We start from the raw sequence: 26888 nt of genomic DNA, 5'->3' as shown, positions 1-26888 counted from the left end.
CACATCCACCGCAGCAGCCGGCAAACCTGTGCCTGCTTGCCTTCCTGCGAGCTTTGCGATCCCTATATGCCCCATACCGGCGTCGATGGGACGGCGGAAAAGGTCCGTCATGCTTCGTCTCGCCTTCGCCATTCTGCTGTGCCTGACACCGGTTGCCGCCAACGCGACCGATGCGGGTTGGGCGCTGCTCAGGGCTGGTGGCCACGTCGTCCTGCTGCGTCACGCCATGGTCACCGGCAACGGTGACCCCTCAGGTTTTGACATCGATAAATGCACGACCCAGCAGAAGCTGTCGGAACGAGGCAAGCAGCAGGCGCGCAAGATCGGCGCGCTGTTTGCGGCGCGCGCCGCCCCCATCGACAAGGTGCTGTCCAGCCGCTTTTGCCGCGCGCTCGACACTGCCGGCATCGCCTTCGAGGACAACAAAGCCGAAAAATTCGAGCCTCTCGACCTGTTGTCAAAGGATCCGACCATGGCCGCGACGCAGAACGCCGCTGTGGTAAAAGAAGTGGCGAGCTTCACGGGTGATGGCAACCTTGTGATGATCACCCATCAGGAGAACATCCAGGCGTTGACCGGCGCTGGTGCCCGCGAGGGAGAAGCGGTGATCGTCGGCGTTGACGGCGAGAAGCTGCGGGTGCTCGGCCGCATCATCTTCTGAAGGCTTGAGCAGTAGATACTTTCCAGCAAAGCGGCGTGAGCTTTGCCACAACTGCAACAAGCAATGTCTGCCGTCGCAAGACCAGGTCGACCACCGGGAAGGCTCGTCTTAGGCCTTTCATTTACCTTCAACCTGCTTGCGTTCCCTCGCGACATGCGCGGATGATATGCTTGTGCAAATACGTTTCTTGACATCCGCGTGGCACATTCGCCCTTTTCCTGCCATGCAAAACGGATTAGAGAGCGCGACAACCTCCAACTCTGAATCCGCTCCGCTCGAAGGAATTGCCCGTGTCCACGACATTTGAAAAAGTTGCCAAAATCATTGCCGACACGAGCGAAATCGACATCGACACCATCACGCCTGAGAGCCATACCATCGACGATCTCGGCATCGACAGCCTCGATTTCCTCGATATCGTCTTCGCCATAGACAAGGAATTTGGCATCAAGGTTCCGCTTGAGAAGTGGACCCAGGAAGTCAACGACGGCAAGGCGTCGACCGACGAATACTTCGTCATGAAGAACCTCTGCGCGAAGATCGACGCGCTCGTCGCCGCCAAGAACGCGGCCTGACAATCAGTGGGCCGGCGCGCCGGCCGCCCTTGACGGGCGGCGCGCGCTGACCGACAAACCGCCCATGAAATCCCACGACGTCGTCATCACCGGCATTGGCCTCGTTTCCTCTCTCGGGGAAGGCCCGGATGCGCACTGGCAGCAACTGACGGCCCCGGCCGCCAAGCCGTTGCTCGATGCGGAGCGCTTCGCTCCCTACACCGTCCATCCCCTGCCCGAGATCGACTGGAACCTGCAGATCGCCAAGCGCGGCGACCAGCGTCAGATGGAAACCTGGCAGCGGCTGGGCACCTATGTGGCCGGCCTGGCCCTGGATGATGCCGGCATCAAGACCGACGAAGCTCTGTGTTCCACCATGGATATGGTGGTGGCAGCCGGCGGTGGCGAGCGCGACGTGGCGGTCGACAACGACATCCTGGCTGCATCGGAAAGCAGGAATGACTTCGATATCCTGCTCAACGAGAAGCTGACCACCGAACTCAGGCCGACCCTGTTCCTGGCACAATTGTCCAACCTGCTCGCTGGCAACATTTCGATCGTGCACAAGGTCACCGGTTCTTCGCGCACCTTCATGGGCGAGGAAGGGGCCGGCGTCGCCGCTGTCGAGACGGCCGCCGCGCGCGTGCGGTCCGGTCAGTCGACGCATATGCTGGTGGGCGGCGCCTTCCAGACCGAACACCCGGACATGCTGCTCGGCTACGAACTCGGCGCCTATCTGCACAGGGGGCCCTGGAAGCCGGTCTGGCAGCGTTCCGGCTCTGAAGGCGGAGGCGTGGTTTCCGGCTCGGGTGGCGCGTTTCTCGTTCTGGAAAGCCGCGAACATGCCGAAAAGCGCGGCGCCCGCATCTATGCGGAACTCGGTCCGGTCCGCTCGGGACGGGCGCGGCGCAAGCGCGGCGAACTGGGCTCGACCATCGAAACACTGCTCAAGGCGACCAACCTGCCACAAGGCCAGGTCCTCGCGCTTTCCGGCGCTTCTGGGGGCCACGCCGCGACGTTGGCCGAGAAGGCGGCGTTCGATGCTCATGCGGGGCTGACCGCGCGCGGCTTCGGCACACTGACCGGCCACATGAAGGAAGCGCAGTTCCCGTTCGCGGTCGCGCTCGCTGCACTGGCCGTCCACAACAAGGCGCCCTACCCCGTCTTCGATGCGGCATCCGAGCGCAATTTCGACGGAATCCCCGAGCAGGTACTGGCAACGGCGGTCGGCTATCACCAATTCGAGGGCCTGGCGCTGGTCAGCGCCGCTTGAGCGGGACCTGCTGGCCGCATGGCCGCTGGTTAGATCGCCGCCACAAGGCAACAATGGTCAAGGATTGAGGCATGGCAAAGCTGAAGGATCATCTGGGCAGGCCGGTGGTTGCAGTCACCGGTATCGGCGTGGTCACGTCGCTGGGCGTCGGCAAGGCCGATAACTGGGCAGCATTGACCGCCGGAAAGTCCGGCATCCATCCGATCACCCGCTTTCCCATCGACCAGTTGAACACCCGCATCTCGGGCATGGTCGATTTCCTGCCTTCGAGCAGCAAGGGCGCAAGCGCCCTCACCTACGAACTGGCCGAAACAGCTGCGCATGAGGCAGTCGCCGAAGCCGGCATCGATCCTGAGAATTTCGGCGGCCCGCTCTTCCTCGCCTCGCCGCCCGTCGAGCTCGACTGGCACGACCGGCTGGCCCTCTATAAGGGTGGCGACCAACCGGATGCTTCCAACCGCATTCTCGAAGTGGCGCGCGGGCTGAATTCATCCGACATGTTCGATTCCGCGCAGTTCGGCACCATCGCCGACCGTCTCTCCGATGCGTTCGGCACCACAGGCCTGCCGATCACCCTATCCACCGCCTGCGCTTCCGGCGCGACCGCCATCCAGCTCGGCGTCGAAGCGATCCGCCGCGGCGAGTGTGATCGGGCATTGTCGGTTGGCGCAGATGGCTCTGCTACGGCCGAAGCGCTGATCCGCTTCTCGCTGCTCTCGGCGCTCTCCACGTCCAACGAAGTTCCGGAAAAGGCCTCGAAGCCCTTCTCCAAGGACCGTGATGGCTTTGTCCTGGCCGAGGGTTCGGCCGCACTCGTGCTGGAATCGCTGGAAAGTGCGCTGGCGCGAGGCGCCACCGTGCTTGGCATCCTGCGCGGCTGTGGCGAAAAAGCCGATGATTTCCACCGCACCCGGTCCAAGCCGGACGGCTCGCCGGCGATTGCCGCGGTCAAGGCTGCACTCGCCGATGCCGGCCTTTCCGAAGATGAGATCGACTACATAAATGCGCACGGCACCTCGACGCCGGAGAACGACAAGATGGAACATCTGTCGTTGTCGACGGTGTTCGGTGAACGTATCAGCCAGATTCCGATCTCGTCCAACAAGTCGATGATCGGCCATACTTTGTCCGCTGCTGGCGCCATCGAGGCTGCCTTCTCGCTGATGACCATGCGCGAAGGCGTCATCCCGCCCACCATCAACTACGACAATCCCGACCCGGCTATTGCGCTCGACGTCGTGCCGAACAGGAAGCGCGAGGCCAAGGTTGGCACGGTTCTGTCGAACTCCTTCGGCTTCGGCGGCCAGAACACCTGCCTTGTCATGGCACGGGAACCCGTTTAAGGCGCCCTGAACGCAGGCCGTAGGGCACCAAGGCAACAGGGCAGTCGCTGCCTTATTGCCCTGTTCTCTTACTGCCCTGCTGCAAAACGAACTGGACGCGAGATCACATGCGCGCACTGCAACTCATCGAGGATCGCCGGCTCGAACTGGTCGACGTCGCTCCGCCTCCGCCGCCAGCCGTCGGCGAAGTGACGCTGCGCATCAAGGCCGTTGCATTGAATCATATCGATGTGTGGGGCTGGCGCGGCATGGCGTTTGCCAAGCGCAAGCTGCCGCTGACCGTTGGCGCGGAGGCTTCCGGAGAAGTCGAAGCGATCGGCCCCGGCGTGTCCGACCTTGTTCCTGGCCAGCTTGTCTCGATCTATGGCGCTCGCACCTGCGGGCTGTGTCGCGCCTGCCGCGAGAAGCGCGACAATCTGTGCGAGCATGTCGGAGGCGTGCACGGGTTCCACCTCGATGGTTTCGCGCAGGAAAAGATCAACCTGCCCGCACGGTTGCTGGTTCCGGCCCCTCCCGGCGTTGATGCCATAGGCGCTGCCGTTGCACCGGTCACCTTCGGCACGGTCGAACACATGCTGTTCGACAATGCCAAGCTGGAACCCGGTGAAACGATCCTGGTCCATGCCGGCGGCTCCGGCATCGGCTCGGCTGCGATCCAGCTTGCCAAGAAAATCGGCTGCACCGTTATCACCACCGTCGGTTCCAACGACAAGATCGAAAAGGCCAAGGCGCTGGGCGCCGATCACGTCATCAACTACCGCGAAGATCGTTTCGAAGGCGCGGTTCGCAAGATCACCAGGAAGAAGGGCGTTGACGTCGTCTTCGAACATGTCGGCAAGGACACCTGGGCCGGCTCGATGTTTTCGCTGAAGCGCGGTGGCCGTCTCGTCACTTGCGGCTCGACCTCTGGCGTTTCCACCGAAGTGAACCTGATGATGCTTTTCCAGCAGCAGTTGAAGCTGCTTGGTTCCTTTGGCTGCCGCATGGAGAACATGGCGAATGCCATGCAGAAGATGGCTGCCGGCCTCGTTTCACCTGTCATCGACACCGAGGTCGATTTCGACGGCATTGATGCTGCGTTGAAGCGCATGGAAGGCCGCGACGTCTTCGGCAAGATCATCCTGCGCGTCGGCTGATGGCCGACGCGCGCGAACCCATGCTGCGCCCCCTCGTCTACAAGACGCTGCGCGGGTTGAAGGTTGCGGAGTACTGGATCACGGCACGCGTCGCGATGGCGATCCTGGCGGTCATGCGCTTGCTGCCGCCGGACCGCGCCCTCAACTTCATCGATCGCGCGGCGCGCACGATCGGCCCGAAGGTCGGACGCCACCGCGTCGCCATTGCCAACCTCAAGAACGCCTATCCCGACAAGAGCGACGCGGAGATCGAAAAGATCGCCTCGGACATGTGGGGCAATATGGGACGGCTGGCAGGGGAATATGTCTTTCTCGAACAGCTTTTCGACTACGACCCCGATGCCGAGACTCCCGGCCGCGTCGAAGTCGTCGGCAAGGAACTGTTCCTGAAAATCCGCGACGAGAAGAGGCCGCACATCTTCTTCACCGCGCATATGGGAAATTTCGAATTGCTGCCGGTGGCCGCTGCCACCTTCGACCTGTCGGTATCGGCGCTGTTTCGAGCCCCGAACAACCCCTATCTTGCCGAATACATCTTTCGGACGCGTGCTGCGACGATGGGAGAGCTGCTCGCCTCCAAGAACGGCGTCTCTTTTGCCATGGCGCAGGTGCTGGAGCGTGGCGGCAATGTCGGCGCCCTCGTCGACCAGAAGTTCACCAACGGCGTGCTGTCCACCTTCTTCGACCAGCAATGTCAGACCAGCCCGCTGGTACCGAAACTGGCGCGCCAGTTCGACTGCGATGTCTATCCCGTCTTTTCGGTGCGCCTGCCCGGCAATCGTTTTCGGCTGACTCTCTGCGACAAACTCGAGCTGCCGCGCAACGCCGCGGGTCAGCTGGACATGGCCGCGATGGTCCAGCTGATGAACGACACTGTCGAGGGCTGGGTGCGACAGGATCCGGGCCAGTGGATGTGGTTCCACAAACGCTGGCAGATCAGGGGCCGCACGCGTTAGAGCAATTCCACCCGGAATTGCGTAAAAACAAAGAGTTAGAGCGTTTCCGTGAAAAACGGAAACGCTTTGGCAGCGAAATCCTCGCGCGAATGTGACGAGTATTTCGGACAGGGATCGCCTAAACTCGCAACTTCTGCCACACTTGATCATTAACTTTTGTAATCGACAGTGCGGTCATAGCAGGGCGGCAGGGCGATGACGGACGAACAGACAAGGAAGAAAGACCCGGCGTTGTGGACGCCGTGGGGCAGCCAGCAACCAGCAAAGCCAGGTGAAAAATTCGCAGCATTGCGACGGCTGGCCAAACGTCTGCGCAGCGTGCGCAAGAAAAAGCTGGCAAAGCCGGCGGTCGCCGGCAGCTGAGCAAACCTGCCGCAGGTAGATTGTTGCAGGCTCGGGTGAATTGCGCGCCTAAACTCTAACCGCCGTAATAGTTCATCACTGTATGACGCGCTTCCGCAAAAAACAGCCACCGTTCGGTCAGCATCCCGACGACGTGGCTGAGCACAGCGACTGCCAGGGCCAGGAGCGCCGCGACACCAGCCTCCGCTCCGGCCATAAGCGCGGCCAGCACCAGGAAGACCAGTGCACCCGGCAGCAATCCGCCTGACAGCAAGGCGAGCTTGCGCAGCTTGGCGGCGTGTTTGCGCACGACACGAAAGCCCATCTCGCTGGTCAGGTAATTCTCGGTGACATGTGGCCGCTCAAACAGGCGAACGCGTCCGATAGCGCCGAGGCCGGTTGCGCTTTCCGGTGTCGACAGGGGTTGAACGCTGTCGAGATGACGCAACCATGTGACCTTCATCACCCAGGCCGCAATCAGCAGAACCAGCGCCAGAAGCAACAGCAGGCTCGCTGATCCACCTCCCGCAACCCCAAAGGCGCTCCCCAGCAATGCTCCTCCAGCCAAGGCGAACAGCAGATAGCAGGTGGTCGTCAGCCGCGTGTGCCAAGCCTGTACCGATTTCAGCGAAGCATAGATCATCGAGGTGCAGAAGACTGTCGCAAGCGACAATACAGACCCGGCAAGGCCAATCGGCGCCAGGGAGCGCCCCTCGACGACACAGAGCCATGCCGACACGGTCAATGGCGCAAAAGCGAGAACCGACAGCACCCCTTCGCGCGAGAGCCAACTCGAGCGCCACTGCGAGAATGCCCGCCAGGCGCGTCGCGGGTTGCCGAGATGCAGTGTCGAGGCCAGCAGCCCGCCTGCGATCAGGCCCAGCGCGGAAAAATGGGCGGCCTTGGTGGCGATTGCTGCCGGGTCGAGCAATCCAAACCCCAGAACCGCGGCCAGTCCGTAGCCGAGACCGGACAGCACGGTGAAGGCGATGATGGAGGCAGCCGGATGCATGGATCAAATCCGGTCCAACATGCCGTCTAGCCAGGCAAAGAAGCCGGTAGCACCGCTGGTGTCCTCGCCTCTTGCCATCTGGCCGGCGCTCGCAGCCAGCGGCTTCCTTGGCCGGGGTGGCAGATATTTGTTCACCGGGCGCGTTCCCTGCTCCGGCATCAGATCGACGCAGCCACGCTGTGCAACCATGACCGAAACGGCGGAGGATGGATCGCCGAGATCGCCGAAATGGCGGGCATTGGCCGGGCAGGTTCGTACGCAGGCCGGCTGCCGGTCCACTTCCTCGATGGTCTCGTTGTAGATGCGGTCGATGCACAGCGTGCATTTCTTCATCACACCGGCGGCCAGATCCATCTCGCGCGCGCCATAGGGACACGACCAGGCGCAGAGACCGCAACCGATGCATTTCTCCTCGTCGACCAGCACGATTCCGTCCTCGGTGCGCTTGTAGGAGGCACCCGTCGGGCACACGGTCACGCAGGGTGCGTCTTCGCAATGCAGGCAGGATTTCGGGAAGTGCACGATGCGCGCCTCACCCGCTTCCCCGACGACCTCGCCGCCTTCCGGCACGATCTCGAAGGAATGCACACGGTTCAGCCAGGCACCTGAAACATCGGCTCCATAGGGCTGTTGGTCCGACAAGGCTGCACCATACCCCCCGGTGTTCCATTCCTTGCAGTTCACCACACAGGCATGGCACCCGACACAGACATCGAGGTCTATGACGAGGCCGAGCTTCTTGGCGGTTGGCAGTGCGGGCAGGCTGGTCATTGCGCCCACTCCTGCCCGTAGCGCAGTTCCTTCGGGCTCGGTTGCTCGCCGTCCGGCTCGGCAATGCCCGGGAAATGCGGTTCGCTGACGGCCCCCTTGTCCGCTTTCTCGATACGAACCCGAAGGTCGTACCAGGCGGCCTGGCCGGTGATCGGGTCGGAATTCGACCAGCGCAACCCATCTTGCCTTGGCGGTAGAAGTTCGTGGATCAAGTGATTCATCAGGAAGGATTTTTGCGCCTCCGGAACGTTGCGCTCCAGCCCCCATGCCCCTTCCCGCTTGCCGATGGCGTTCCAGGTCCATACTGTCGAGGAATTCACGGCCTCCATCCGCGCCACCGGCACCTTGATGCGGCTGTGGTGCGAAATCAGCCAGACCCAGTCGCCGTCAACGAGTCCCAACTGCTCGCAGATCGCCCCCGGCACATAGAGTGCGTTGGCGGTGTGGATCTGCCTCAGCCAGGCATTCATCGAACCCCAGGAATGGTACATCGCCGCCGGCCGCTGGGTGATGGCGTGGTAGGGAAATTCTGCGCTGTCGACCATCGCCTCGCCGAGCGGTCGATACCAGTCGGGCAAGGGGTCGAAAAAATCGAGGATACGCTGCCGGTGCGTTTCCGGTGCCAAGGGCTCGCGCAAGCCTTCCGCGGACAGCCGGAACTTCTGCAGCGCTTCCTGGTAAAGCTGGAATGTCACCGGTTGCGGCGTATCGAAAAAGCCCATGCGCACGGCAAAGTCCTGATAGGCTTGGTTGGCGTGTTTGAAGAACTGCGCTTCCAGCGGGATATGCGCTGAGAAGAACGAGCCATTTTCGATATAGCGCTGTAATTGCTCGGGATTTGTCGCACCACGCCCGACACGATCGCCTTTCAGGCCGCGGAATCCAGCCAGAGGGCCAATGCCCGGCCGGCGTTCGTGGCGGATGATGTAGTCGGCATAGTCCTTGTAGAGTGGCTTGCCGTGATTGTCGGCAAAGCCAGGCAGGTGCAGCCGCGCGCCGAGATCGATCAGCACGCTCTGGAAACCGCGCACATTGCGGTCCGGCTCGATCACCGGCCAGCGGATGGCATCCTGCACGGCATCGGGTTCCGAAATCGGCCGGTCGAGCAGTGAGATGCAGTCGTAGCGTTCGAGATAGGTGGTATCGGGCAGGACGAGGTCGGCATAGGCGACCATCTCGGAAGCATAAGCGTCGGAGTAGATGATCTTCGGAATCTTGTATTCGCCGGTCGCAGGGTTCTTGTCCTCCAGCATGCGGATCACGCCTGCCGTGTTCATGGAGGAATTCCAGGCCATGTTGGCCATGTACAGAAACAGCACATCGATCGGGTACGGATCGCCGGCATGGGCGTTGGCGATCACCATGTGCATCAGCCCGTGCACCGAGAACGGCGTATCCCAGGAGAATGCCTTGTCGATGCGCGCCGGTTGTCCCTGCGGGTCGACCAGTAGGTCCTCCGGTCCGCGCGGAAAGCCGAGGTGCGGCCCCGACAGCGGCTTGTTGGATCCGAAATGCTCAGCCCTGCCGTGCGGTGTCGGGTGCGCGCTTACCGGCTTCGGATAAGGCGGCTCGAAACGGAAGCCGCCGGGACAATCGACGGCTCCGATCAGCACCTGCAGCATGTGCAGTGCGCGTGCCGTCTGGAAGCCGTTTGAGTGGGCGGACAGTCCGCGCATGGCATGGAACGACACCGGCCGACCGACAAAGTTTTCGTGCTGCTGCCCGTGCACATCCGTCCACGGCTGCTCGATCGTGATCGCCTCGTCGAAGGCCACGCGCGCGATTTCCGCTGCGAGCCCGCGGATCGTGTCGGCCGCGACGCCCGTTTCCTCCGCCACGGCTTCCGGCGCATATTTCGGGTCGAGGTATTTTTCCGCCAACAGTTGAAAGGACGGCACCGCGAAGCGGCCATCTGCGAGTTGCACGCGGCCGGAAAGGGCGGCCCTTGCTCCTTTGGCGCCGACCGCGACGACCTGTTCGGTCACGGTCTCGAAAACGAGAGGTTTGCCTTCCCCGTCGCGCGCGAACAGGCCGTGCTCCGCAGTGCCGGGAGCGTCGATCACCAGCCATGTCGCATTGGAATAGCGCACCAGGTAGTCGACATCGATCCGCCGCGCCTTGAGCAGTTCATGCACGACGGCGAGGATCAGCAGCCCGTCCGTGCCGGGGCGAATACCGATCCAGTTGTCGGCAACGGCCGAATAGCCGGTGCGCACTGGGTTGACCGAAACGAAGCGGGCACCATTCTGCTTCAACTTGGCTATGCCCATCTTGATCGGGTTGGAATCGTGGTCCTCCGCGACCCCGAACAGCACGAACAGCTTGGTGCGATCCCAGTCCGGTGCACCGAATTCCCAGAAGGCGCCACCGATCGTCATGATGCCGGCAGCGGCCATGTTGACCGAGCAGAAGCCGCCATGCGCGGCATAATTCGGCGTGCCGAACTGCTGCGCCCAGAAACCGGTCAGCGATTGCGATTGATCCCGGCCGGTGAAGAAGGCAAGCTTCTTGGGATCGTCCTGGCGAACGCCATCCAGCCAGTTGGTGGCTATCTCGAGCGCCTCGTCCCAGCTGATCTCCTCGAACTTGCCCGAGCCCCGCGGCCCGACCCGTTTCAAGGGCGCGCGCAGCCTGGCCGGCGCGTAGTGCTGCATGATGCCGGCCGAGCCCTTGGCGCACAGTACCCCCTTGTTGACCGGGTGGTCGCGGTTGCCCTCGATGTAGCGGATCTTGCCGTCCTTGATGTGCACGTTGATGCCGCACCGGCATGCACACATGTAGCAGGTCGTCTTGCGAACCTCGTCCGCCACCGGCTTGGACAGCGCCACCCTGTCGGTGTGATTCATTCGTTGAGGTCCTCCGCTTCGGAACGTACCGGCAGGCGACAGGAAAGGAAATGCGCCAGGGACGTCTCCTACAGCAATTTCGTTCCAGCAGCGGCCGTGCCAGAGCATGCCCTCCCATCATTTTGACAGTTTGAGAAAAACTCGAATGAGCGACCCAGGCGATCTTTCGACCGTTGCGCCAGCTGTCTTGTAAGCATTGCACCATCCCATCCGTCTGCGTTGACTTGCCGCGGCATCGTCCTAGCTTCGATGGCGCAGTCGGATGGAACGGGGGTGCTTCCGGCTGGGGCGGACGTCGCCAATGGCGGCCAGAAAGGACTGAACGTGTTACAGAATCATACACTTAACGGATTGAGCCGGCGCAAGCTGCTCACGCTCATTGGCATGACGGCAGGATCTGCTGCCATGTACCAGGCCATGACCACGATGGGCCTCGCGGCCGAGTCCGGCTACAAGGGGCGCATCAAGCTGGAAGGCGATCCAAAAGGCGCCACCGTGCTGATCCTCGGCGCCGGCCTTGCGGGCATGACAGCGGCGCTGGAACTGCGCCAGGCTGGCTACAAGGTGAAGATTCTGGAATACAACAACCGTGCCGGCGGCCGTAACTGGACCGTGCGCGGCGGCGACACCTTCAGCGAGCTTGGTGGCGGCAAGCAGACTTGTGAATTCGAAGAAGGTCTGTACGTCAATCTCGGCCCTTGGCGCATCCCCTACCACCACAATGGCCTGCTCGACTATTGCAAGCGTCTGGGCGTAAAGCTGGAGCCATTCCAGCAGATCAACCACAATGCCTTCCTGCACTCCTCGACTGCATTCGGCGGCAAGCCGCAGCGTGTGCGTGACATCAAGACCGACTTCCAGGGTCATACGTCAGAGTTGCTGGCCAAGGTCGTCCAGAAAGGCAAACTGGAAGGCGACGTCACCAAGGAAGACCAGGAGATGCTCCTGGAAGCGCTCAGATCCTGGGGCGCGCTCGATAAGGACTACGCCTATGCCAAGGGCCTGACTTCGGCGGAATATCGCGGTTACGAAAAAGATCCCGGCGGCGGTTTGGGCGCAGCACCGGTCCCCGGCGATTCGATCGGGCTTTCCGACATCCTGAAGTCCAAGCTGTGGGGCAGCCTGGCCAACTTCGCGCTGTATGAATTCCAGACCACCATGTTCCAGCCGGTCGGTGGCATGGGCAAGGTCGGCGAAGCCTTCGCCAAGGAAGTCGGCGACCTTATCACCTTCAACGCCAAGGTGACCAAGATCGATCAGGACGAGAAAGGCGTCACCGTCACCTACGAGGACACGACAAAGCCTGGCGCCATGCAGGAAGCCAGCGCCGACTGGTGTATCTGCACCATCCCGCTGACCATCCTGAGCCAGATCGAGGTCAAGGTCAGCGGCGCCATGCAGGCAGCGATCGCGGCCGTGCCCTACGCCTCGTCCGTGAAGGTCGGCTTGCAGTTCAAGCGCCGGTTCTGGGAAGAGGACGACCTCATCTTCGGCGGCGTGTCCTATACCGACCTGCCGATCACGCAGATCTCCTACCCGAGCACCGGCTTCAACACGACCGGCAAGGGCGTGCTGCTCGGATGTTATACTTGGAATGGCCCGAACTCCTACGAATTCACGGCGCTGTCGCCACAGGACCGGGTCAAGCGCGCGGTCGAATACGGCAGCCAGATCCATCCGCAATACAAGGATGAATTCGAGAACGGCGTATCCTGGGCCTGGCATCGCTCTCCCTACACGCTGGGCTGTGCAGGCGACTGGACCGAAGAAGCCCGCCAGGAGCACTACGACAATCTCTGCCAGCTCGATGGACGCATCATGCTGGCCGGAGAGCACGCCTCCTACATCCCTGCCTGGCAGGAAGGAGCGATCCTGTCGGCACTCAACGCCATCGGGCGCCTGCATGAACGCGTTCTGCAGGGGTGACGGCTGTACAGCCCATCCCTTCTTCCCTCCAATTTCGCAAGGCACGTCATCATGACTACCAAGACAAACCGGCCATTCGGCCTCGCCGCTGCCGCGGTATTCCTCACGCTTTCGAGCCCCGCCGCCTTTGCCGACTCGGCTGGCGCCACCTTTTCGACCGGCGACAAGTTCTCCCAGAAGACCGGGGAAGACATCTACGCCAACCTTTGCCAGGCCTGTCATATGGAGAAAGGTGAAGGGGCTGTAGGCGCAGGCAAGTATCCAGCCCTTGCCAAGAACACCAACCTGGAATCGGCTGGCTACCCGATCTTTGTCATCCTGCATGGCCAGAAGGGCATGCCGCCCGTCGGCCAGATGCTCGATGACGAACAGGTCGCGGCCGTGGTGAACTATGTCCGCACGCATTTCGGCAACGACTACAAGGACGCCGCAACCGCGCAGGACGTGAAGGACGCCCGCTAACAAACGACAGGAGGTGGGCCCTCCGGGCCCGCTTCATCCGATATTTCCAGCAAGAAGGAGAACACCGGTATGAAAGCATGGACCGGCGCCGCTTTGGTTGCGGCACTGATGGCGATGACCGGCGGCGCGATGGCGCAGGACGTCGTGCGCCACAAGATCCCCAACTCGGACTTCCCGATCTCCCAGGCGGTCGAAGTTCCGGCCGGCAAGACCACCGTCTATGTCAGCGGGGCGGTGCCCTCGGTTGCCGACGAGAAAGCGGAAAAAGGCTCACTCGCCGCCTATGGCGACACCAAGACCCAGACGGTTTCGGTATTGAAGTCGATAGAGAAAACGCTTGCCGGCCTCGATCTCAAAATGGGCGATGTCGTCAAGATGCAGGTCTTCCTGGTCGGTGATCCCGGCAAGGGTGGCAAGATGGACTTTGGCGGCTTCATGGAAGGCTACACGCAGTTCTTCGGCACCAAGGAACAGCCGAACCTGCCGACCCGCTCGGTCTTCCAGGTCGCCGGCCTTGCGGCACCCGGCTTCCTCGTCGAGATCGAGGTGACCGCGGTTCGGCCGTAAGCCCATCGGACCTCAGCAATGGGCTGCCGCAAGGCAGCCCATTTTCTTTGCCGATCACGAACCTCGGCTCCGGAGCGCCTAGTATGTGACGACAATGCGCGTGTCGTTGATGCCGACTTCCCGGACCAGCGAATAGAAGGTCGCGGCGTTGGCGGTGGCGAGGCGCACGCAGCCATGCGAGGCCGGGCGCCCAAGTTGCCGCACAGCATTAGTGCCATGCACGGCATAGCCGCCATTGTAAAAGACGGACCAGGGCATCGGCGAATTGTCGTATTTCTTGGAGTACCACATCCTGTGCAGACGTTTGGGCTTCCAGCTGCCGCTCGGCGTTACGTAACCCTTTCGAGCCGTTGAAACATCCCAGCGATACAGCACTTCGCCATAGCGGCTGACTGTCATCGTCTGCGTCGAGATGTTGACCCTCGCGACGAGGCCGTCGGCATGGCTCTCGGCTGCGCTCGCCAACAAAATCGCCCCTAAAATTCCTCCTAAAAGAACAGACTTCTTCATGAGTCTGGCCCCTCTCCCCACATTGCTTCCCCAGAATTTCGATCACTCACTTTATCTTTCAAAGGTTAAAAGAACAGTGATCTGCATTACACAAGAGACCTAGTGCATTTGACCGGGACGTTGACGTGAATGTGAACCGTTTGCCGGCGCAAGTCCCTTCAGGGAGACAAGGCTCGACTGGATCAACATGCGGGCTCTTGCAAGGCATGGGCTTTCCCTGCTCAACTTCCGATATGATCGACCGACTCCTGCAATGCGTCGAAGCGCGTACCGACGACCTCGTCGCACTGACCGCAGACCTGATCCGCTTTCCAACCGTGAACCCGCCCGGCGAGGCCTATCGCCCCTGTGCGGAATTCATTGCCGAGCGTTTGAAGAAGCGCGGTTTCGAGGTTGAACTGATCCGTGCCGAGGGCACGCCGGGCGACAACGACCGCTATCCGCGTGTCAATGTGGTTGCGCGCTTCGATGGTCGCTCGCCCGGACCCACCGTGCATTTCAACTCGCATATCGATGTGGTCGAAGCTGGAGAAGGCTGGACGGTCGATCCCTTTGCCGGGGTGGTAAAGGATGGCCGCGTCTATGGACGCGGCGCCTGCGATATGAAGGGCGGCCTTGCCGCCTCCGTCATCGCGGTCGAAGCCTTCATGCAAGCCTATCCTGACTTTCCCGGCGCTATTGAGATATCAGGCACGGTGGATGAGGAATCCGGCGGTTTCGGCGGTGTCGCCTACCTGGCCGGCAAGGGCTACTTTTCAAAACCCAAGGTCGATCACGTCATCATCCCTGAGCCGCTCAACAAGGATCGCATCTGCCTTGGCCATCGCGGCGTCTGGTGGGCCGAAATCGAGACCCTGGGCGAGATCGCGCATGGTTCGATGCCTTTCCTCGGCGACAATGCGGTGCGCCACATGGGTGCCGTGCTGGCGGCTTTCGAGGCCGACCTATTCCCCGCGCTCGACCGGAAACAGACTTCGATGCCAGTGGTTCCGGAGGGCGCGCGGCGCTCCACCATGAACATCAATTCGATCCATGGTGGCCAGACCGAAGACTTCAGGCCGGGCCTGCCCTCTCCCAACGTGCCGGATTCCTGTCGGCTTACCATCGACCGCCGCTTCCTGCTCGAAGAGAAACTCGACGAGGTGAAGCGCGAAGTCATCGACATTCTCGATGGGCTGAAACGCGATCGCAGGAAATTCGACTATCGCATCCGCGATGTCATGGAAGTGCAGCCGACCATGACCGAGCGCGACGCACCGGTGGTCAAGGCGGTGGCCGAAGGCATCATGCAGGTGTTCGAGCGTCAGCCGGAATACGTGATTTCACCCGGCACCTATGACCAGAAACATGTTGCCCGTATCGGTCACCTGTTCGATTGCATCGCCTACGGCCCCGGCATCCTCGACCTCGCCCACCGGCCGGACGAATGGGTCGGCATCGACGATATGGTGCAATCGGCCAAGGTGATGGCGATCGGGCTGAACATCCTGCTTCGTGGAAAAGCGGGCGACTAGCGGGATGGGAGCCGGAATAAACATTCTCCGGACAACGGAGAGAGGGAAAGAAACGCGATTTACTCGGTTGGATTTTCACGCTTCTATCCCGGCGAGCTAAACAAGCGGAACAACGAGGGGGACTTTGCGATGAAGCTCTGGAAGACGGTTTTGGCGGCCACCGCCGTGGCGCTTGGCTGTGGCACGGCAGCCTTCGCCGCCCGCACCGACCTGGTGCTTGGCATGGTGCTGGAGCCGCCGCATCTCGATCCGACGGCGGGTGCCGCCGCTGCTATTCGCGAGGTTACCTACGCCAATATCTTCGAAGGCCTCACCCGCATCGGTCCCAATGGCGAGGTCCTGCCCGATCTTGCAGAAAGCTGGACGATTTCCGAAGACGGCAAGGTCTATACGTTCAAGTTGCATAAGGGTGTGAAATTCCACGACGGCACCGATTTCGACGCATCCGACGTCAAATTCTCGCTCGACCGTGCTCGTGCCGAAAACTCGCAGAACGCTCAGAAACAGCTCTTCGCAGCCATCGATACCGTCGACGTCGCCGATCCGGCGACCGTCAAGGTGACGCTGAAGCAGCCGCAGGGTTCTTTTCTCTACAATATGGGCTGGGGCGATGCAGTCATCGTCGCACCCGAAAGCGCGGACACCAACAAGGAAAAGCCTATCGGCACCGGCCCCTTCAAGTTCCAGAACTGGGCGAAGGGGTCATCGGTCACGCTCGTGAAATCAGACAATTACTGGGGCGCGCCGATCTCCCTCGACAAGGCTGAATTCCGCTTCATTCCCGATGCCTCTGCAGCGGTTCCAGCCATGCTGTCCGGAGACGTGCAGGCCTTCCCCAACATGCCAACCAGCGACAGCCTGTCCCAGTTCCAGTCCGATCCGCGCTTCAAGGTCGTGGTCGGCTCCACCGAAGGCGAAACCATTCTCGCCATGAACAACGGCAAGCCGCCCTTCGACCAGCTCAAGGTCCGCCAGGCGATCTCCTACGCGCTCGACCGCAAGGCCATCATCGATGGCGCCTCGGAAGGCCTCGGCCAGCCGATCGGCTCGCACATGTCACCGTCCAGCAAGGACTACGTCGATCTTACCGGGACCTATCCGCACGATCCGGCCAAGGCGAAGGAACTTCTCAAGGAAGCCGGGCTGGCAAGCGGCACCAAGGTGACGCTGAAGCTGCCGCCGCCGCCCTATGCGCGCCTCGGTGGCGAAATCATTGCATCCCAGCTGCGCGACGTCGGCATCGAGACCGAGATCATCCCGGTGGAATGGGCGCAGTGGCTGGACCAGGTCTTCACCAAGAAGGACTACGATCTCACCATCGTTTCCCATGTCGAGCCCAATGACATCGGCATCTATGCGCGCAAGGACTACTACTTCAATTACCAGAACCCCGAGTTCAACAAGATCATCGAGGAACTCGACGTCACTGCTGACGAAGGCAAGCGCAAGGAATTGCTTGGCAAGGCCCAGAAGATCCTTGCCGACGACGCCGTCGTGGGTTTCCTGTTCGAACTGCCGAAGGTCGGTGTCTGGGACGCCAAGATCGAAGGTCTGTGGCAGAACCAGCCGGTGCCGGCCAACGACCTCACCAAGGTGAAGTGGAACGACTGAACAGGGTGACGTGACGACATCGGCATCCGATGACCGCCTATCTCCTCAAGCGCGTCGCCATCGCCCTCGCCACGCTGGTGCTGGCCTCCATCGTCGTCTTTGCGGTGCTGGAGGTCCTGCCTGGCGATCCGGCGCGCCTGATGCTCGGCATGAATGCAAGTGCCGAGCAGGTTGAGCAGGTGCGCACGCAGATGGGCCTGAACGATCCGCTGCTGCTGCGCTACCTGCACTGGATCGGCAACCTCGTCGTGCTCGATTTCGGCCGCTCCTACACCTATTCGGTGCCGGTGATCGACCTCGTGCGCGAGCGCGTCGCCGTTTCGCTGCCGCTGGCGCTGATCGCGCTTGCACTGTCGACGCTGATTGCCATTCCGGTCGGCCTGTATGCCGCTTCGCGCCAGGGCCGCTTTGGCGACACCGTCTCGATGGGCGTCTCGCAGATCGGCGTCGCCATACCCAATTTCTGGTTTGCGCTGCTTCTGATCTACCTCTTCGCAGTATGGCTGAAATGGGTGCCGGCGGGCGGTTTTCCAGGCTGGAACGCCGGTGTGTGGCCGGCGTTGAAGGCGCTTATCCTCCCCGCTATAGCCCTGGCATTGCCGCAGGCGGCGATCCTTGCCCGCGTGACCCGCCAGGCGCTGATAGAGGTCCTGTCGGAAGACTATATCCGCACGGCCCGCGCCAAGGGCATGCCCTATCGCGCTGTGCTCTGGCGACACGCGTTGCGCAACGCCATGATCCCGGTGCTGACCATTCTCGGCCTGCAGTTCGCTTTCCTGCTTGCCGGTACCATCATCATCGAAAACGTCTTTTACCTGCCGGGTCTCGGCAGGCTCATTTTCCAAGCCATCACGCAACGCGACCTGATCGTGGTGGAAAGCGTGGTCATGCTGCTGGTCGCGACCGTGATCCTCGTCAATCTACTCGTCGATTTTTCCTACGCGGTGGTCGACCCACGTCTGCGGGGGCGTTCTTGACGCTGCAAACGGAAATCCCGCGCGCGAATCTGGCTTCGCTGGCCAGCAGGGCCTTGCGCCACAAATCCTTCATCGCGGGCTTCCTCGTCACCTTGCTGGTGGCGGGAATGGCCGCCCTCTCCTTCCTGTGGACGCCCTATGATGTCACCAGGCTGGTGATCTCCGACAAGTTGCAGGCCCCATCCGCGCTACACTGGTTCGGCACCGACCATTTCGGCCGTGACGTCCTGTCGATGATCATGATCGGTGCGCGCAACTCCATTGCCGTTGCCCTGGTTGCCGTCGGCATCGGTCTGGGTCTCGGCGTACCGCTGGGCTGCTGGGCCGCGGCGCGCGGAGGGTTCGTCGACGAAGCCTTGATGCGGCTGAATGATCTCGTCTTTGCCTTTCCCGCCTTGTTGTCAGCCATCATGATCACCGCGATCTTCGGTCCCGGCGCGATCAATGCCATCATTGCGATTGGCATCTTCAACATCCCGGTTTTTGCCCGCGTCGCCCGCGCCGGCGCGCTCGCCATCTGGCCGCGTGAATACATCCTCGCGGCCCGCGCCGCCGGCAAAAATAAGGTTCTGATCACGCTGGAGCATATCCTGCCCAACATTGCGACCTTGCTTCTGGTGCAGGGCACCATCCAGTTCGCGCTGGGCATCCTGGCCGAAGCCAGCCTTTCTTATGTCGGCCTCGGCGCCCAACCGCCAATGCCGAGTTGGGGCCGCATGCTGTTCGAGGCGCAAACGCGCATGGCGCAGGCGCCCTGGATGGCGATCTTCCCTGGCATGGCCATCGTCGTCACCGTGCTGGCACTGAACCTGCTGGGCGACGGCGTCGCCGATATCCTCGATCCGAAATCGCGGCGGCGCCGATGAGCCTGCTCGAGATCGAAAAACTGTCGCTCGCCATCGGCAACAGGCCGATCCTGAAGGACATCGACCTTGCGGTCGCGCCCGGAGAGGTGGTCGGGCTGGTCGGAGAATCCGGCTCCGGAAAATCAATGACCGCGATGACCGTCATGCAGCTTTTGCCTTTCACGGCCAAGGCAACCGGCAGCGTACGCTTTGACGGGATCGATATCCTCTCCGCGACCGAGGACCAGATGTGCGCCCTGCGCGGCGACGACATCGGCATGGTGTTCCAGGAGCCGATGACCGCGCTGAACCCGGTCAAGACCATCGGCGAACAGGTCGCGGAAGGTATCCGCTGGCACACCAAGGCAGGCCGCGCAGAGGCCGAAGACCGCGCCCGAAAGATCCTCGACCGGGTCGGACTGCCGGAAGCCAGGTTTCCGCTGACGCGCTATCCGCACGAACTTTCCGGCGGTCAGCGGCAGCGCGTCGTCATTGCAATCGCCTGTGCGCTGAAGCCGAAACTGCTCATCGCCGACGAGCCGACCACGGCGCTTGATGTCGTGCTGCAGGCGCAGATCCTCGATCTGCTGCGCGATCTGGTACGCGAGAACAACATGGGCCTGCTGCTCATCTCGCATGACCTCGCCGTCATCACCGAGATGTCGGATCGCATCACCATCATGCGCCATGGCGAGGTCATGGAAGCAGGCGAGACCGCTCGGACCTTGTCCGGACAGCTACACCCTTATACGCGGCAACTGGCGCTGGCCTCGATGCATGTGCCCAAACGCTCCTCCTCCCGGTCGAGCGACACCGGGGCCGTCCCCCTCGTTTCCGTTGAACGCGTCTCGCGCCTCTATCCGGGACGCCGCACGTCCTTCTTTGGCCGCGGCGCCCCGGTCCACGCCGTCGACGATGTGTCGCTGAGCATCGCGCCGGCGCAATCGGTCGCGCTGGTCGGCCGCTCGGGTTGCGGGAAGTCCACGCTGGCACGGATGATCCTGGCGCTGGACAACCCGAGCGCCGGTGCGATCCGTTTCCGTGGCGAGACAGTTTCACATCGCGACGAAGCGCAGCTGAGGCGGGCCCGGCGCGACATGCAGGTGGTGTTCCAGGACCCCTATGGTTCCTTCGATCCCCGTCAGAAGGTCGAGAAACTGGTTGCCGAGCCGCTGCACCTGCTGGAGAAGAAACCAACACCGGTTGAACGCCGTGAAATGGTGGCACATGCCTTGAATGAGGTGGGACTTGGCCCCGCCGATCTCGACAGATATCCGCACGAATTCTCGGGCGGTCAGCGCCAGCGCCTGTCGATTGCCCGCGCCATCATCACGCGGCCGAAGCTGATCGTCGCCGACGAGCCGGTATCTGCCCTCGATGTGTCGATACGAGCCCAGATCCTGGACCTGTTCGCAGACCTGAATGGTCGCCTGGGTATCGCCTATCTTTTCATCACGCATGATCTTACCGTGGCACGTGCGATCACCGACCAGGTGCTGGTCATGCACGAGGGGCGGATCGTCGAACGCGGCGCTACAAGGGAAATCCTTGACCATCCGCAATCGGAGGCCGCGCAGGCGCTGGTTGCCGCGGCACCTGACCTGCATCGCGCAATCGCCAGAAAGATGCAGGAACAGGGCTGAACGCCTGTATCAGCAGATGCCCGCTGGGGCACTTCCACGAAACGCCCGAACTCTTTGTTTTTAAGCCATTTCAGGAAAACCGCCACACAGTTTTCCTGGAACTGCTCTAGATCATCTGGAACTCGCCGGTCTTCTTGAACCGGACATAAGCCTCGATGCTGCGTGCCATGTTGGGCAGCAGGTCAGGCAACGCTTCAGGCGCGAACCAGCCGACGGCACTGCTCTCGTCATCCATGACAGCCGCCTCACCGATGAATGAACGGCTGTAGAAGATCAGCGCGAAGAACTGGGTCCTGTGCCCGTTTGGAAACTCGAAGGTTTCGTGGCGAGGATCGCTGGCGAAAGCGAAAGGTTTGGCATCCCGGACCGTCAGCCCGGTTTCCTCGGCGACCTCGCGAGCGATGATCGTTTCGATGTTCTCGCCTTCTTCCGCATTGCCGCCGGGCAATCCCCAGATGTTGAAGTCGGTTCGCTTGTGCAGAAGGACGCGACCATCGTCGCGCTCGATGACGATACGCGCGCCGGGCACTAGCACCAGACGATTGCCTACCAATTGCCTCAACCGTCCGAGATAGCTGTCGGCAAAGCTCAAGCAGCAGCCCTCATTGATGCTCGATCTGCCTTACGACTTCACCACGTCGACCGGACTGATGTCGAGCAGTTCAAGTGTGCGGCGCAGGAGCTTTACCTCGTTGTCGGCAAGATGATGATCGGCCTTGGCAATTTCAGCCATATGCTGCGCGAGCAGGCGTCGGCGCTCGATACCGAGGTCGCGGAACATCGCGATCGCCTGCGAACCGTTGGTCTCGTAGCCATATTCGTTGAGGTATTCGATCACCGCATCGATGCTGTCTTCCGGGATGCCGAAAGAACCGGAACAGATGCGTCGGAACGCTTCCATTTCGCTTTCCGAGACCGAGCCATCGGCGAGGATCATGCGAAACAGCATCAGGAGCTCGGCCGAGAGCACAGGATCGTCCGCTACCTTGCGCACGCCGGGGTCACCTTCGAAGATCGAACGAATCCTGTCCAGCAGCGCAGTCGCCATCGCGGTCCTCCCGAATCGATGTTCATTCGTAGCGCATGACCCCGAAAATCGGAATCGATTTTCGGAAAGGATCATGCGCCAAATCAAAGTGCTAGAGCGACCTTTGCGCGTCCAAAAGCACGCGCGGCGCTCTAGCGTGGTTTGGCCCTTGCGCAAACGGGCCTGCTATGATCGAACGCCGCAGTCCGCCTGATTGTTCCTCTCCCTGGCGTCTTCCCGTCGATGATCGACCTTACTTTTCAAACCATCGCCATGCTCGGCGTCGCTGCCTTCGTGGCTGGCATCATCGATTCCATCGCCGGCGGCGGCGGACTGATCACCATTCCCGCGCTGCTTCTGGCCGGCTTCTCCCCCATTGAGGCCCTCGGCACCAACAAGCTGCAGGGCCTGTTCGGTTCAGGTTCGGCAACACTAGCCTATGCAGCCAAGGGCCAGGTCGACCCGTTGAAGCAGTGGCCCTCGGCACTGATGTCTCTAGCGGGCAGTGTGCTCGGCGCACTCGCGGCCACCGTCGTGCCGGGCGATATCCTGCGCGCCGCCCTGCCCCTCATCCTCATCGCCATAGCGCTCTATTTCGCGCTGAAGCCGAATATGAACGACGTCGACCGGACCGAACGGCTGTCACCTTTCCTGCTCGGCTTCACCGTCATCCCGGCGATCGGCTTCTATGATGGACTGTTTGGTCCGGGTGCCGGTTCCTTCTTCATGATGGCTTTTGTGGCACTTGCCGGCTACGGTGTGCTGAAGGCCACGGCCCACACCAAGCTGCTCAACTTCGCCTCCAACATCGGCGCCTTCGTGGTTTTCGCCACGGTCGGCGTGATCGTCTGGAAGGTTGGCATCGTGATGGGCATCGCCCAGTTCCTGGGAGCACGGCTCGGAGCAAGCCTCGCGGTTCGTGTTGGCTCCAAGCTGATCAAGCCGCTGCTCGTGCTGACCTGTGTTGCGCTCGCCGCGAAACTCCTGGTCGACCCGGCCAATCCGCTGCGCGTGCTGATTGGGATCTGACGCAACCGCTGATAGAATTGCGCTGCACGAATCATGTGGAGAGGGTCCGGACATGAATCTCAGCGCACCTACCCAAATCGTCTTCATCATCACCGTCGTCATCGCCGTCATCGCTCTTTTGATGGGGCTTGGCGTATTCAGTCTCGGCGCGATCTCCGCCTTCTGGGTCATGACGCTCGCCTATGTCGTCCTCGCGGTCGCCTGCCTGCTGCGCGGAGCCTGACAGGGTTTAGCCACTCCTTCCGGTTTTGGCGGACAACCGTTATGCTTTTGCCATCAGGAGATGGCGATGCCCGCCGAAACCAGGAACAGGGACGAAGAAACGTCTCCGCAGCAGTTTGTCGTGCTGCGCCGGTCTCCGGCGTTTGCGCTGCAATCCTTCGTGACCGACATCTGCGGCTATCGTGAGACGGCCGGCGGCCACTATCGGCAGGTCGAATACGCCCCGCTTGCCTTGCCGCTGGTCATCAATTTCGAAGCACCTTTTGCGATCGCGCTCGGCCGCACGCCGAATGAAGACGACCGCTACGACAGTTTCGCGGCAGGGCTCTATGCCGGTCCCGTATTGATCGATTCCTTCGGTCATTGCTGCTGCCTGCAGGTGAATTTCACGCTTGCTGGCGCACGTCATTTCTTTCGGATGCCGCTCAGTGAATTGACGGACCGCATGGTGCCGCTGGACGACGTGCTGGGATCGGAAGGGCGTGCCTTGCGTGAAATGCTTGGCAACGAACCCGACTGGGGCCGTCGCTTCGACCTTGTCGAAGCCTTCATCACCTGCAGATTGGCTGCCGCGCCGATCCAGGGACCGCAAGTTGCCTGGGCGGTGGAGCAGGTCCTGGGAAGCGGCGGTCAGGCCCGCATTGGTGCGATTGCCAGTGAACTTGACTGGAGCCGCAAGCACCTCGCTGACCGCTTCCGTGACGCCACGGGCATGACACCCAAGACACTGGCGCGCATGGTGCGCTTCAACCGTGCTCTCGAACTGTCGCGCCAGGGCGACGACAACTGGGCTGGCATAGCCGCCGATTGCGGTTACGCAGACCAGGCGCATCTGGCACGCGAATTCCGCGACTTCGCAGGCACGACGCCGAGCACGCTTTCGGCCTGATCCGCAGCCTCCCGATGCCTCAGCCCCAACCCAGGTAACATTTGTTCAAGACGCTCCGTTGCGTCCTTGCCAGGATGGCTCATCGACCAATCTGACAGGAGAATGCGATGTCCGTCGAACCACCCCGCCTCTACCCCGTCATGCGCTTTCGCGATGCGCCCGCCATGATCGACTGGCTGGACAAGGCTTTTGGCTTCACCGTGCACGCTCGTTATGGCGAAGGCGTGATCATCCAGCATGCCGAACTCGCGCTCGGTTCGGCCATGATCATGCTCGGTTCCTCGCGCTGCGATCGCTTCGGCGAGATCGTCGGCGAACCCGGCCCCAACGGGCGTTCCATTTACATTGCCGTCGATGATGCGGATGCGGCGTTCCTGCGCGCCGAAGCGGCAGGCGCCGAGATCCTGGAGGGCCTCACGGATCGCGGCTATGGCAGCCGCGAATTCATTTGCCGCGACCCGGAGGGCAATGTCTGGTCGCTCGGCACCTACTGGCCAAAGAGCAGCGACCGGCCGAACTGACACGTCGGCATCTGTTCCCGGAAAGGGCGTGGCGCGCCCGGATTTCGCGCCGGGCAAGCGAATTGCCCGGCGCGAAATCCGCCATGCCATATCGACCTAAAGTGCCAGGTGTTCTACCGCGCCAGCGAAAACAGCGCATCGCAATTGAGATGTGTCTCCAGCGCGGCTGCGATATCGTCCAGTGCCGCTTCGACATTTGCCCTGTAGTCGATGCCGCCACCGGCGATACCGAGGCTTTCCAGAAAGCGAGCACGGAAGGCATCCGCGCCGAACAGTCCGTGGATATAGGTGCCGAACACCTTGCCGTCTGCCGAGATTGCGCCATCCGGAACATTGTTGATGATCGTCGCCGGGCGACGGCAATCCGGTCCCGTGGTGCGACCGAGGTGGATTTCATAGCCTTCCAGCGGCAGGTCGAACACGGTAGAACGCGCATTGCTGGTGCGCACGGTCTTTTCCGGCTCCATCACGGTCTCCACATCGAGCAGGCCCAGCCCCTCGGTTTCGCGCACGCCGCCCTCGAGACCTTGCGGATCACGCACGACGCGGCCGAGCATCTGGAACCCGCCGCAGATACCCACGACATGACCGCCGCGCCTGACATGGGCGGCAAGGTCGTGATGCCAGCCTTGTTCACGCAGATACAGGAGATCGCCGATGGTCGACTTCGAACCGGGAATGACGACGAGCCCGGCATCATCCGGCAACGGCTTTCCAGGCGGCACGAACACCACTTCGACCTGCGGTTCGGCCTTCAACGGGTCGAGATCGTCGAAATTGGCAATACGCGACAACATCGGCACGGCGACCTTCAGCGCGCGCTTCTCGCCGGACGCCAGCCGCTCGAGCACCACCGAATCTTCCGACGGCAATCGCGACGCCGCCTGCAACCAGGGCACCACGCCGAAGCAAGGCCAGCCGGTGAACCCTTCAATGGCCTTGATACCGTCATCGAACAGCGTGACATCGCCGCGGAACTTGTTGATGAGGTAGCCGGCGATCATGCGCCGGTCTTCCTCCGGCAGGATCAAATGCGTGCCCGCCACCGAGGCGATCACCCCACCCCTGTCTATGTCGCCGACCAACACCACTGGCACATTGGCTCGTGTAGCGAAGCCCATATTGGCGATGTCGCGGGGTCTCAGATTGATTTCCGCGGGTGATCCAGCGCCTTCGACGATGACGAGATCCGCGCCGTCGCTCACCTTTTCCCAGGAGCCCAGTACAGCCTCCAGCAGACGGCCTTTCATCGTCTGGTAGTCCCTTGCCCGCGCCTCGCCGAACATCTTGCCCTGCACGATCACCTGCGAACCGATATCGGTCTGCGGTTTCAGCAGCACCGGGTTCATGTGCACGGTGGGTGCGACGCCGCAAGCCAGAGCCTGCAGCCATTGTCCTCGTCCGATTTCGCCGCCGCCGGCTTCGCCTGGGATCTCGGCCACCGCGGCGTTGTTCGACATGTTCTGCGGTTTGAAGGGCCGCACCTTCAGCCCACGCTTGCGCGCCGCGCGGCAAAGCCCGGCGACCAGCACCGTCTTGCCGACATCCGAGCCCGTACCCTGAAGCATGATCGCGCGCGCCATGATCACGCCTCTCCGCTGGTGATGGTCGACTTCGCTGCCAACGGCCCGCCGCGCCAGAGATAGAGCGCAAGAAGCGGCTCGACGCCGGTTTTCATGGCGTGGTTGACGTTTGAAGGGTGATGGATCATCTCGCCGGCAGCGCGCAGCTGGAAGGCGCCATCGCCCTTGCGCCAGCCGGTCCCGTCGGTCAATGGAATATAGATCTCCTCGGCTTCGTGATAATGGTCTGGATAGATGACCGTCGGCCCGAGGATCAGGAAACCGCCAGCCACCTTGTCATTGGCAAAATGCCCGCGCGTACCGAACAGCTCCACCCAGCCGTAACTGTCGAGAAAATCGCGACCGAAGTCCTCTTGTGTATAGGTCTGGCCCCAACGGAGCAGCTGTCGGTTGTCTGCAAGCAGGCGAACGAGCGGCTGCGCCGTGTCAGGCGCGATTTCGCGAATGCGATCGAGATGACGGATGCACGGCACTGTCTTCAGTTCGAGCCGGCGCGAGGGCATCGCCCAGTCGATGGCGGTTGCCGCGTCACGCGCCAGGGAGGCCTCCTCGCGCCGCAGAAAGCTACGGAACGCCTGCAACAGCTCTTCAAAATTCGTCGTCACCACCCGCTCCGCTCTCGCATATGTGCACAGCCGCTTTGCCTTGTCCCTTCGCTGGATTGATCC

General features: G+C 61.8%; 27 protein-coding genes. 19 read left to right on the top strand and 8 right to left on the bottom strand.

Annotated features, from left to right (window positions below):
- Positions 1 to 109 precede the first annotated feature (109 nt).
- The 7 genes from ACFWYE_RS01210 (at position 110) to ACFWYE_RS01180 (ending at position 6286) form a co-directional block, all read left to right on the top strand.
- On the top strand, positions 110 to 661 hold the full coding sequence (locus tag ACFWYE_RS01210) for a histidine phosphatase family protein (protein WP_379109089.1): 552 nt from the start codon (positions 110 to 112) through the stop codon (positions 659 to 661).
- A 284-nt stretch (positions 662 to 945) separates the two neighbouring features.
- Positions 946 to 1236: an acyl carrier protein gene (locus ACFWYE_RS01205; protein WP_186306960.1), complete on the top strand. Its 291-nt coding sequence runs from the start codon at positions 946 to 948 to the stop codon at positions 1234 to 1236.
- A gap of 64 nt (positions 1237 to 1300) precedes the next feature.
- Complete coding sequence (locus tag ACFWYE_RS01200; RefSeq protein WP_379109087.1) at positions 1301 to 2488, top strand: beta-ketoacyl-ACP synthase; 1188 nt, start codon at positions 1301 to 1303, stop codon at positions 2486 to 2488.
- 71 nt (positions 2489 to 2559) lie between these two features.
- Complete coding sequence (locus ACFWYE_RS01195; RefSeq protein ID WP_379069952.1) at positions 2560 to 3831, top strand: beta-ketoacyl-ACP synthase; 1272 nt, start codon at positions 2560 to 2562, stop codon at positions 3829 to 3831.
- 107 nt (positions 3832 to 3938) lie between these two features.
- Entirely contained in the window at positions 3939 to 4967 is a 1029-nt protein-coding gene (locus tag ACFWYE_RS01190) for a zinc-binding dehydrogenase (RefSeq protein ID WP_379109085.1), read from the top strand.
- Complete coding sequence (locus ACFWYE_RS01185; protein ID WP_379109083.1) at positions 4967 to 5923, top strand: lipid A biosynthesis lauroyl acyltransferase; 957 nt, start codon at positions 4967 to 4969, stop codon at positions 5921 to 5923. The genes ACFWYE_RS01190 and ACFWYE_RS01185 overlap by 1 nt, the downstream gene beginning before the upstream one ends.
- A gap of 195 nt (positions 5924 to 6118) precedes the next feature.
- Complete coding sequence (locus ACFWYE_RS01180) at positions 6119 to 6286, top strand: hypothetical protein (protein WP_326892637.1); 168 nt, start codon at positions 6119 to 6121, stop codon at positions 6284 to 6286.
- A gap of 55 nt (positions 6287 to 6341) precedes the next feature.
- Here the strand turns inward: ACFWYE_RS01180 and ACFWYE_RS01175 are convergent, their stop codons facing one another.
- The 3 genes from ACFWYE_RS01175 to ACFWYE_RS01165 are packed head-to-tail and all read right to left on the bottom strand — an operon-like array spanning position 6342 to position 10894.
- The gene (locus ACFWYE_RS01175) at positions 6342 to 7277 is read right to left on the bottom strand and encodes a dimethyl sulfoxide reductase anchor subunit family protein (RefSeq protein ID WP_379109081.1); all 936 of its coding nucleotides are present in this window, start codon (positions 7275 to 7277) and stop codon (positions 6342 to 6344) included.
- A gap of 3 nt (positions 7278 to 7280) precedes the next feature.
- Positions 7281 to 8048 (bottom strand): 4Fe-4S dicluster domain-containing protein, encoded by a 768-nt coding sequence (locus tag ACFWYE_RS01170; RefSeq protein ID WP_379109079.1) that lies wholly within the window; start codon positions 8046 to 8048, stop codon positions 7281 to 7283.
- Positions 8045 to 10894: a molybdopterin oxidoreductase family protein gene (locus ACFWYE_RS01165; protein ID WP_379109077.1), complete on the bottom strand. Its 2850-nt coding sequence runs from the start codon at positions 10892 to 10894 to the stop codon at positions 8045 to 8047. Before ACFWYE_RS01165 ends, ACFWYE_RS01170 begins: the two co-directional genes overlap by 4 nt.
- Positions 10895 to 11278: 384 nt before the next feature.
- Between ACFWYE_RS01165 and ACFWYE_RS01160 the strand changes: the two genes are divergently transcribed.
- The 3 genes from ACFWYE_RS01160 (at position 11279) to ACFWYE_RS01150 (ending at position 13849) form a co-directional block, all read left to right on the top strand.
- Entirely contained in the window at positions 11279 to 12820 is a 1542-nt protein-coding gene (locus ACFWYE_RS01160) for a flavin monoamine oxidase family protein (RefSeq protein WP_379109075.1), read from the top strand.
- 51 nt (positions 12821 to 12871) lie between these two features.
- Positions 12872 to 13282: a c-type cytochrome gene (locus ACFWYE_RS01155; RefSeq protein WP_379069934.1), complete on the top strand. Its 411-nt coding sequence runs from the start codon at positions 12872 to 12874 to the stop codon at positions 13280 to 13282.
- 69 nt (positions 13283 to 13351) lie between these two features.
- A complete protein-coding gene (locus tag ACFWYE_RS01150; RefSeq protein WP_379109074.1) occupies positions 13352 to 13849 on the top strand; it encodes a RidA family protein in 498 nt (165 codons plus the stop codon).
- A 78-nt stretch (positions 13850 to 13927) separates the two neighbouring features.
- Here the strand turns inward: ACFWYE_RS01150 and ACFWYE_RS01145 are convergent, their stop codons facing one another.
- Complete coding sequence (locus ACFWYE_RS01145; RefSeq protein ID WP_379069928.1) at positions 13928 to 14359, bottom strand: L,D-transpeptidase; 432 nt, start codon at positions 14357 to 14359, stop codon at positions 13928 to 13930.
- 233 nt (positions 14360 to 14592) lie between these two features.
- Between ACFWYE_RS01145 and ACFWYE_RS01140 the strand changes: the two genes are divergently transcribed.
- The 5 genes from ACFWYE_RS01140 to ACFWYE_RS01120 all read left to right on the top strand — a co-directional run bounded on the left by ACFWYE_RS01140 (position 14593) and on the right by ACFWYE_RS01120 (position 20949).
- On the top strand, positions 14593 to 15873 hold the full coding sequence (locus ACFWYE_RS01140; RefSeq protein ID WP_379109072.1) for an acetylornithine deacetylase/succinyl-diaminopimelate desuccinylase family protein: 1281 nt from the start codon (positions 14593 to 14595) through the stop codon (positions 15871 to 15873).
- Between the two features lie 129 nt (positions 15874 to 16002).
- The gene (locus ACFWYE_RS01135) at positions 16003 to 17484 is read left to right on the top strand and encodes an ABC transporter substrate-binding protein (protein ID WP_379069922.1); all 1482 of its coding nucleotides are present in this window, start codon (positions 16003 to 16005) and stop codon (positions 17482 to 17484) included.
- Between the two features lie 29 nt (positions 17485 to 17513).
- Positions 17514 to 18461 carry an ABC transporter permease gene (locus ACFWYE_RS01130; protein WP_379109071.1) on the top strand — a complete coding sequence of 316 codons (948 nt, stop codon included), beginning with the start codon at positions 17514 to 17516 and terminating at the stop codon, positions 18459 to 18461.
- Complete coding sequence (locus ACFWYE_RS01125) at positions 18458 to 19327, top strand: ABC transporter permease (protein WP_379109069.1); 870 nt, start codon at positions 18458 to 18460, stop codon at positions 19325 to 19327. The genes ACFWYE_RS01130 and ACFWYE_RS01125 overlap by 4 nt, the downstream gene beginning before the upstream one ends.
- Positions 19324 to 20949 (top strand): ABC transporter ATP-binding protein, encoded by a 1626-nt coding sequence (locus ACFWYE_RS01120; RefSeq protein WP_379109067.1) that lies wholly within the window; start codon positions 19324 to 19326, stop codon positions 20947 to 20949. Before ACFWYE_RS01125 ends, ACFWYE_RS01120 begins: the two co-directional genes overlap by 4 nt.
- A gap of 106 nt (positions 20950 to 21055) precedes the next feature.
- Here ACFWYE_RS01120 and ACFWYE_RS01115 read toward each other — a convergent pair whose 3' ends face one another.
- Entirely contained in the window at positions 21056 to 21541 is a 486-nt protein-coding gene (locus tag ACFWYE_RS01115; protein WP_379109065.1) for an NUDIX domain-containing protein, read from the bottom strand.
- Between the two features lie 30 nt (positions 21542 to 21571).
- Positions 21572 to 21997 (bottom strand): TerB family tellurite resistance protein, encoded by a 426-nt coding sequence (locus ACFWYE_RS01110; RefSeq protein WP_379069910.1) that lies wholly within the window; start codon positions 21995 to 21997, stop codon positions 21572 to 21574.
- A 222-nt stretch (positions 21998 to 22219) separates the two neighbouring features.
- Between ACFWYE_RS01110 and ACFWYE_RS01105 the strand changes: the two genes are divergently transcribed.
- The 4 genes from ACFWYE_RS01105 (at position 22220) to ACFWYE_RS01090 (ending at position 24637) form a co-directional block, all read left to right on the top strand.
- Positions 22220 to 23005, top strand: coding sequence for a TSUP family transporter (locus tag ACFWYE_RS01105; protein ID WP_379109064.1), 786 nt, complete (start codon positions 22220 to 22222; stop codon positions 23003 to 23005).
- A gap of 52 nt (positions 23006 to 23057) precedes the next feature.
- A complete protein-coding gene (locus tag ACFWYE_RS01100) occupies positions 23058 to 23228 on the top strand; it encodes a hypothetical protein (RefSeq protein WP_379069904.1) in 171 nt (56 codons plus the stop codon).
- A gap of 66 nt (positions 23229 to 23294) precedes the next feature.
- Positions 23295 to 24116, top strand: a complete 822-nt coding sequence (locus ACFWYE_RS01095) for a helix-turn-helix domain-containing protein (RefSeq protein ID WP_379109062.1) — start codon at positions 23295 to 23297, stop codon at positions 24114 to 24116.
- A 107-nt stretch (positions 24117 to 24223) separates the two neighbouring features.
- On the top strand, positions 24224 to 24637 hold the full coding sequence (locus ACFWYE_RS01090; RefSeq protein ID WP_379069899.1) for a VOC family protein: 414 nt from the start codon (positions 24224 to 24226) through the stop codon (positions 24635 to 24637).
- 113 nt (positions 24638 to 24750) lie between these two features.
- Here ACFWYE_RS01090 and ACFWYE_RS01085 read toward each other — a convergent pair whose 3' ends face one another.
- Both ACFWYE_RS01085 and ACFWYE_RS01080 read right to left on the bottom strand, forming a co-directional pair.
- Entirely contained in the window at positions 24751 to 26220 is a 1470-nt protein-coding gene (locus ACFWYE_RS01085) for a cobyric acid synthase (RefSeq protein ID WP_379109060.1), read from the bottom strand.
- Positions 26221 to 26222: 2 nt separating this feature from the next.
- Entirely contained in the window at positions 26223 to 26825 is a 603-nt protein-coding gene (locus tag ACFWYE_RS01080) for a dimethylsulfonioproprionate lyase family protein (protein WP_379109058.1), read from the bottom strand.
- Between the last annotated feature and the right edge of the window lie 63 nt (positions 26826 to 26888).

This window comes from Mesorhizobium sp. NPDC059025, from assembly GCF_042739655.1.
Lineage (GTDB): Bacteria > Pseudomonadota > Alphaproteobacteria > Rhizobiales > Rhizobiaceae > Mesorhizobium.
This window is presented reverse-complemented; position numbering and strand designations above follow the sequence as displayed.

What these genes read in the sequence shown, in the direction of transcription:
- ACFWYE_RS01210 (WP_379109089.1), top strand. Translation starts at nt 110, where the DNA reads ATGCTTCGTCTCGCCTTCGCCATTCTGCTGTGCCTGACACCGGTTGCC.
- ACFWYE_RS01200 (WP_379109087.1), top strand. Translation starts at nt 1,301, where the DNA reads ATGAAATCCCACGACGTCGTCATCACCGGCATTGGCCTCGTTTCCTCT.
- ACFWYE_RS01195 (WP_379069952.1), top strand. Translation starts at nt 2,560, where the DNA reads ATGGCAAAGCTGAAGGATCATCTGGGCAGGCCGGTGGTTGCAGTCACC.
- ACFWYE_RS01190 (WP_379109085.1), top strand. Translation starts at nt 3,939, where the DNA reads ATGCGCGCACTGCAACTCATCGAGGATCGCCGGCTCGAACTGGTCGAC.
- ACFWYE_RS01185 (WP_379109083.1), top strand. Translation starts at nt 4,967, where the DNA reads ATGGCCGACGCGCGCGAACCCATGCTGCGCCCCCTCGTCTACAAGACG.
- ACFWYE_RS01180 (WP_326892637.1), top strand. Translation starts at nt 6,119, where the DNA reads ATGACGGACGAACAGACAAGGAAGAAAGACCCGGCGTTGTGGACGCCG.
- ACFWYE_RS01175 (WP_379109081.1), bottom strand. Translation starts at nt 7,277, where the DNA reads ATGCATCCGGCTGCCTCCATCATCGCCTTCACCGTGCTGTCCGGTCTC.
- ACFWYE_RS01170 (WP_379109079.1), bottom strand. Translation starts at nt 8,048, where the DNA reads ATGACCAGCCTGCCCGCACTGCCAACCGCCAAGAAGCTCGGCCTCGTC.
- ACFWYE_RS01165 (WP_379109077.1), bottom strand. Translation starts at nt 10,894, where the DNA reads ATGAATCACACCGACAGGGTGGCGCTGTCCAAGCCGGTGGCGGACGAG.
- ACFWYE_RS01160 (WP_379109075.1), top strand. Translation starts at nt 11,279, where the DNA reads ATGACGGCAGGATCTGCTGCCATGTACCAGGCCATGACCACGATGGGC.
- ACFWYE_RS01155 (WP_379069934.1), top strand. Translation starts at nt 12,872, where the DNA reads ATGACTACCAAGACAAACCGGCCATTCGGCCTCGCCGCTGCCGCGGTA.
- ACFWYE_RS01150 (WP_379109074.1), top strand. Translation starts at nt 13,352, where the DNA reads ATGAAAGCATGGACCGGCGCCGCTTTGGTTGCGGCACTGATGGCGATG.
- ACFWYE_RS01145 (WP_379069928.1), bottom strand. Translation starts at nt 14,359, where the DNA reads ATGAAGAAGTCTGTTCTTTTAGGAGGAATTTTAGGGGCGATTTTGTTG.
- ACFWYE_RS01140 (WP_379109072.1), top strand. Translation starts at nt 14,593, where the DNA reads ATGATCGACCGACTCCTGCAATGCGTCGAAGCGCGTACCGACGACCTC.
- ACFWYE_RS01135 (WP_379069922.1), top strand. Translation starts at nt 16,003, where the DNA reads ATGAAGCTCTGGAAGACGGTTTTGGCGGCCACCGCCGTGGCGCTTGGC.
- ACFWYE_RS01130 (WP_379109071.1), top strand. Translation starts at nt 17,514, where the DNA reads ATGACCGCCTATCTCCTCAAGCGCGTCGCCATCGCCCTCGCCACGCTG.
- ACFWYE_RS01120 (WP_379109067.1), top strand. Translation starts at nt 19,324, where the DNA reads ATGAGCCTGCTCGAGATCGAAAAACTGTCGCTCGCCATCGGCAACAGG.
- ACFWYE_RS01110 (WP_379069910.1), bottom strand. Translation starts at nt 21,997, where the DNA reads ATGGCGACTGCGCTGCTGGACAGGATTCGTTCGATCTTCGAAGGTGAC.
- ACFWYE_RS01105 (WP_379109064.1), top strand. Translation starts at nt 22,220, where the DNA reads ATGATCGACCTTACTTTTCAAACCATCGCCATGCTCGGCGTCGCTGCC.
- ACFWYE_RS01100 (WP_379069904.1), top strand. Translation starts at nt 23,058, where the DNA reads ATGAATCTCAGCGCACCTACCCAAATCGTCTTCATCATCACCGTCGTC.
- ACFWYE_RS01095 (WP_379109062.1), top strand. Translation starts at nt 23,295, where the DNA reads ATGCCCGCCGAAACCAGGAACAGGGACGAAGAAACGTCTCCGCAGCAG.
- ACFWYE_RS01090 (WP_379069899.1), top strand. Translation starts at nt 24,224, where the DNA reads ATGTCCGTCGAACCACCCCGCCTCTACCCCGTCATGCGCTTTCGCGAT.
- ACFWYE_RS01085 (WP_379109060.1), bottom strand. Translation starts at nt 26,220, where the DNA reads ATGGCGCGCGCGATCATGCTTCAGGGTACGGGCTCGGATGTCGGCAAG.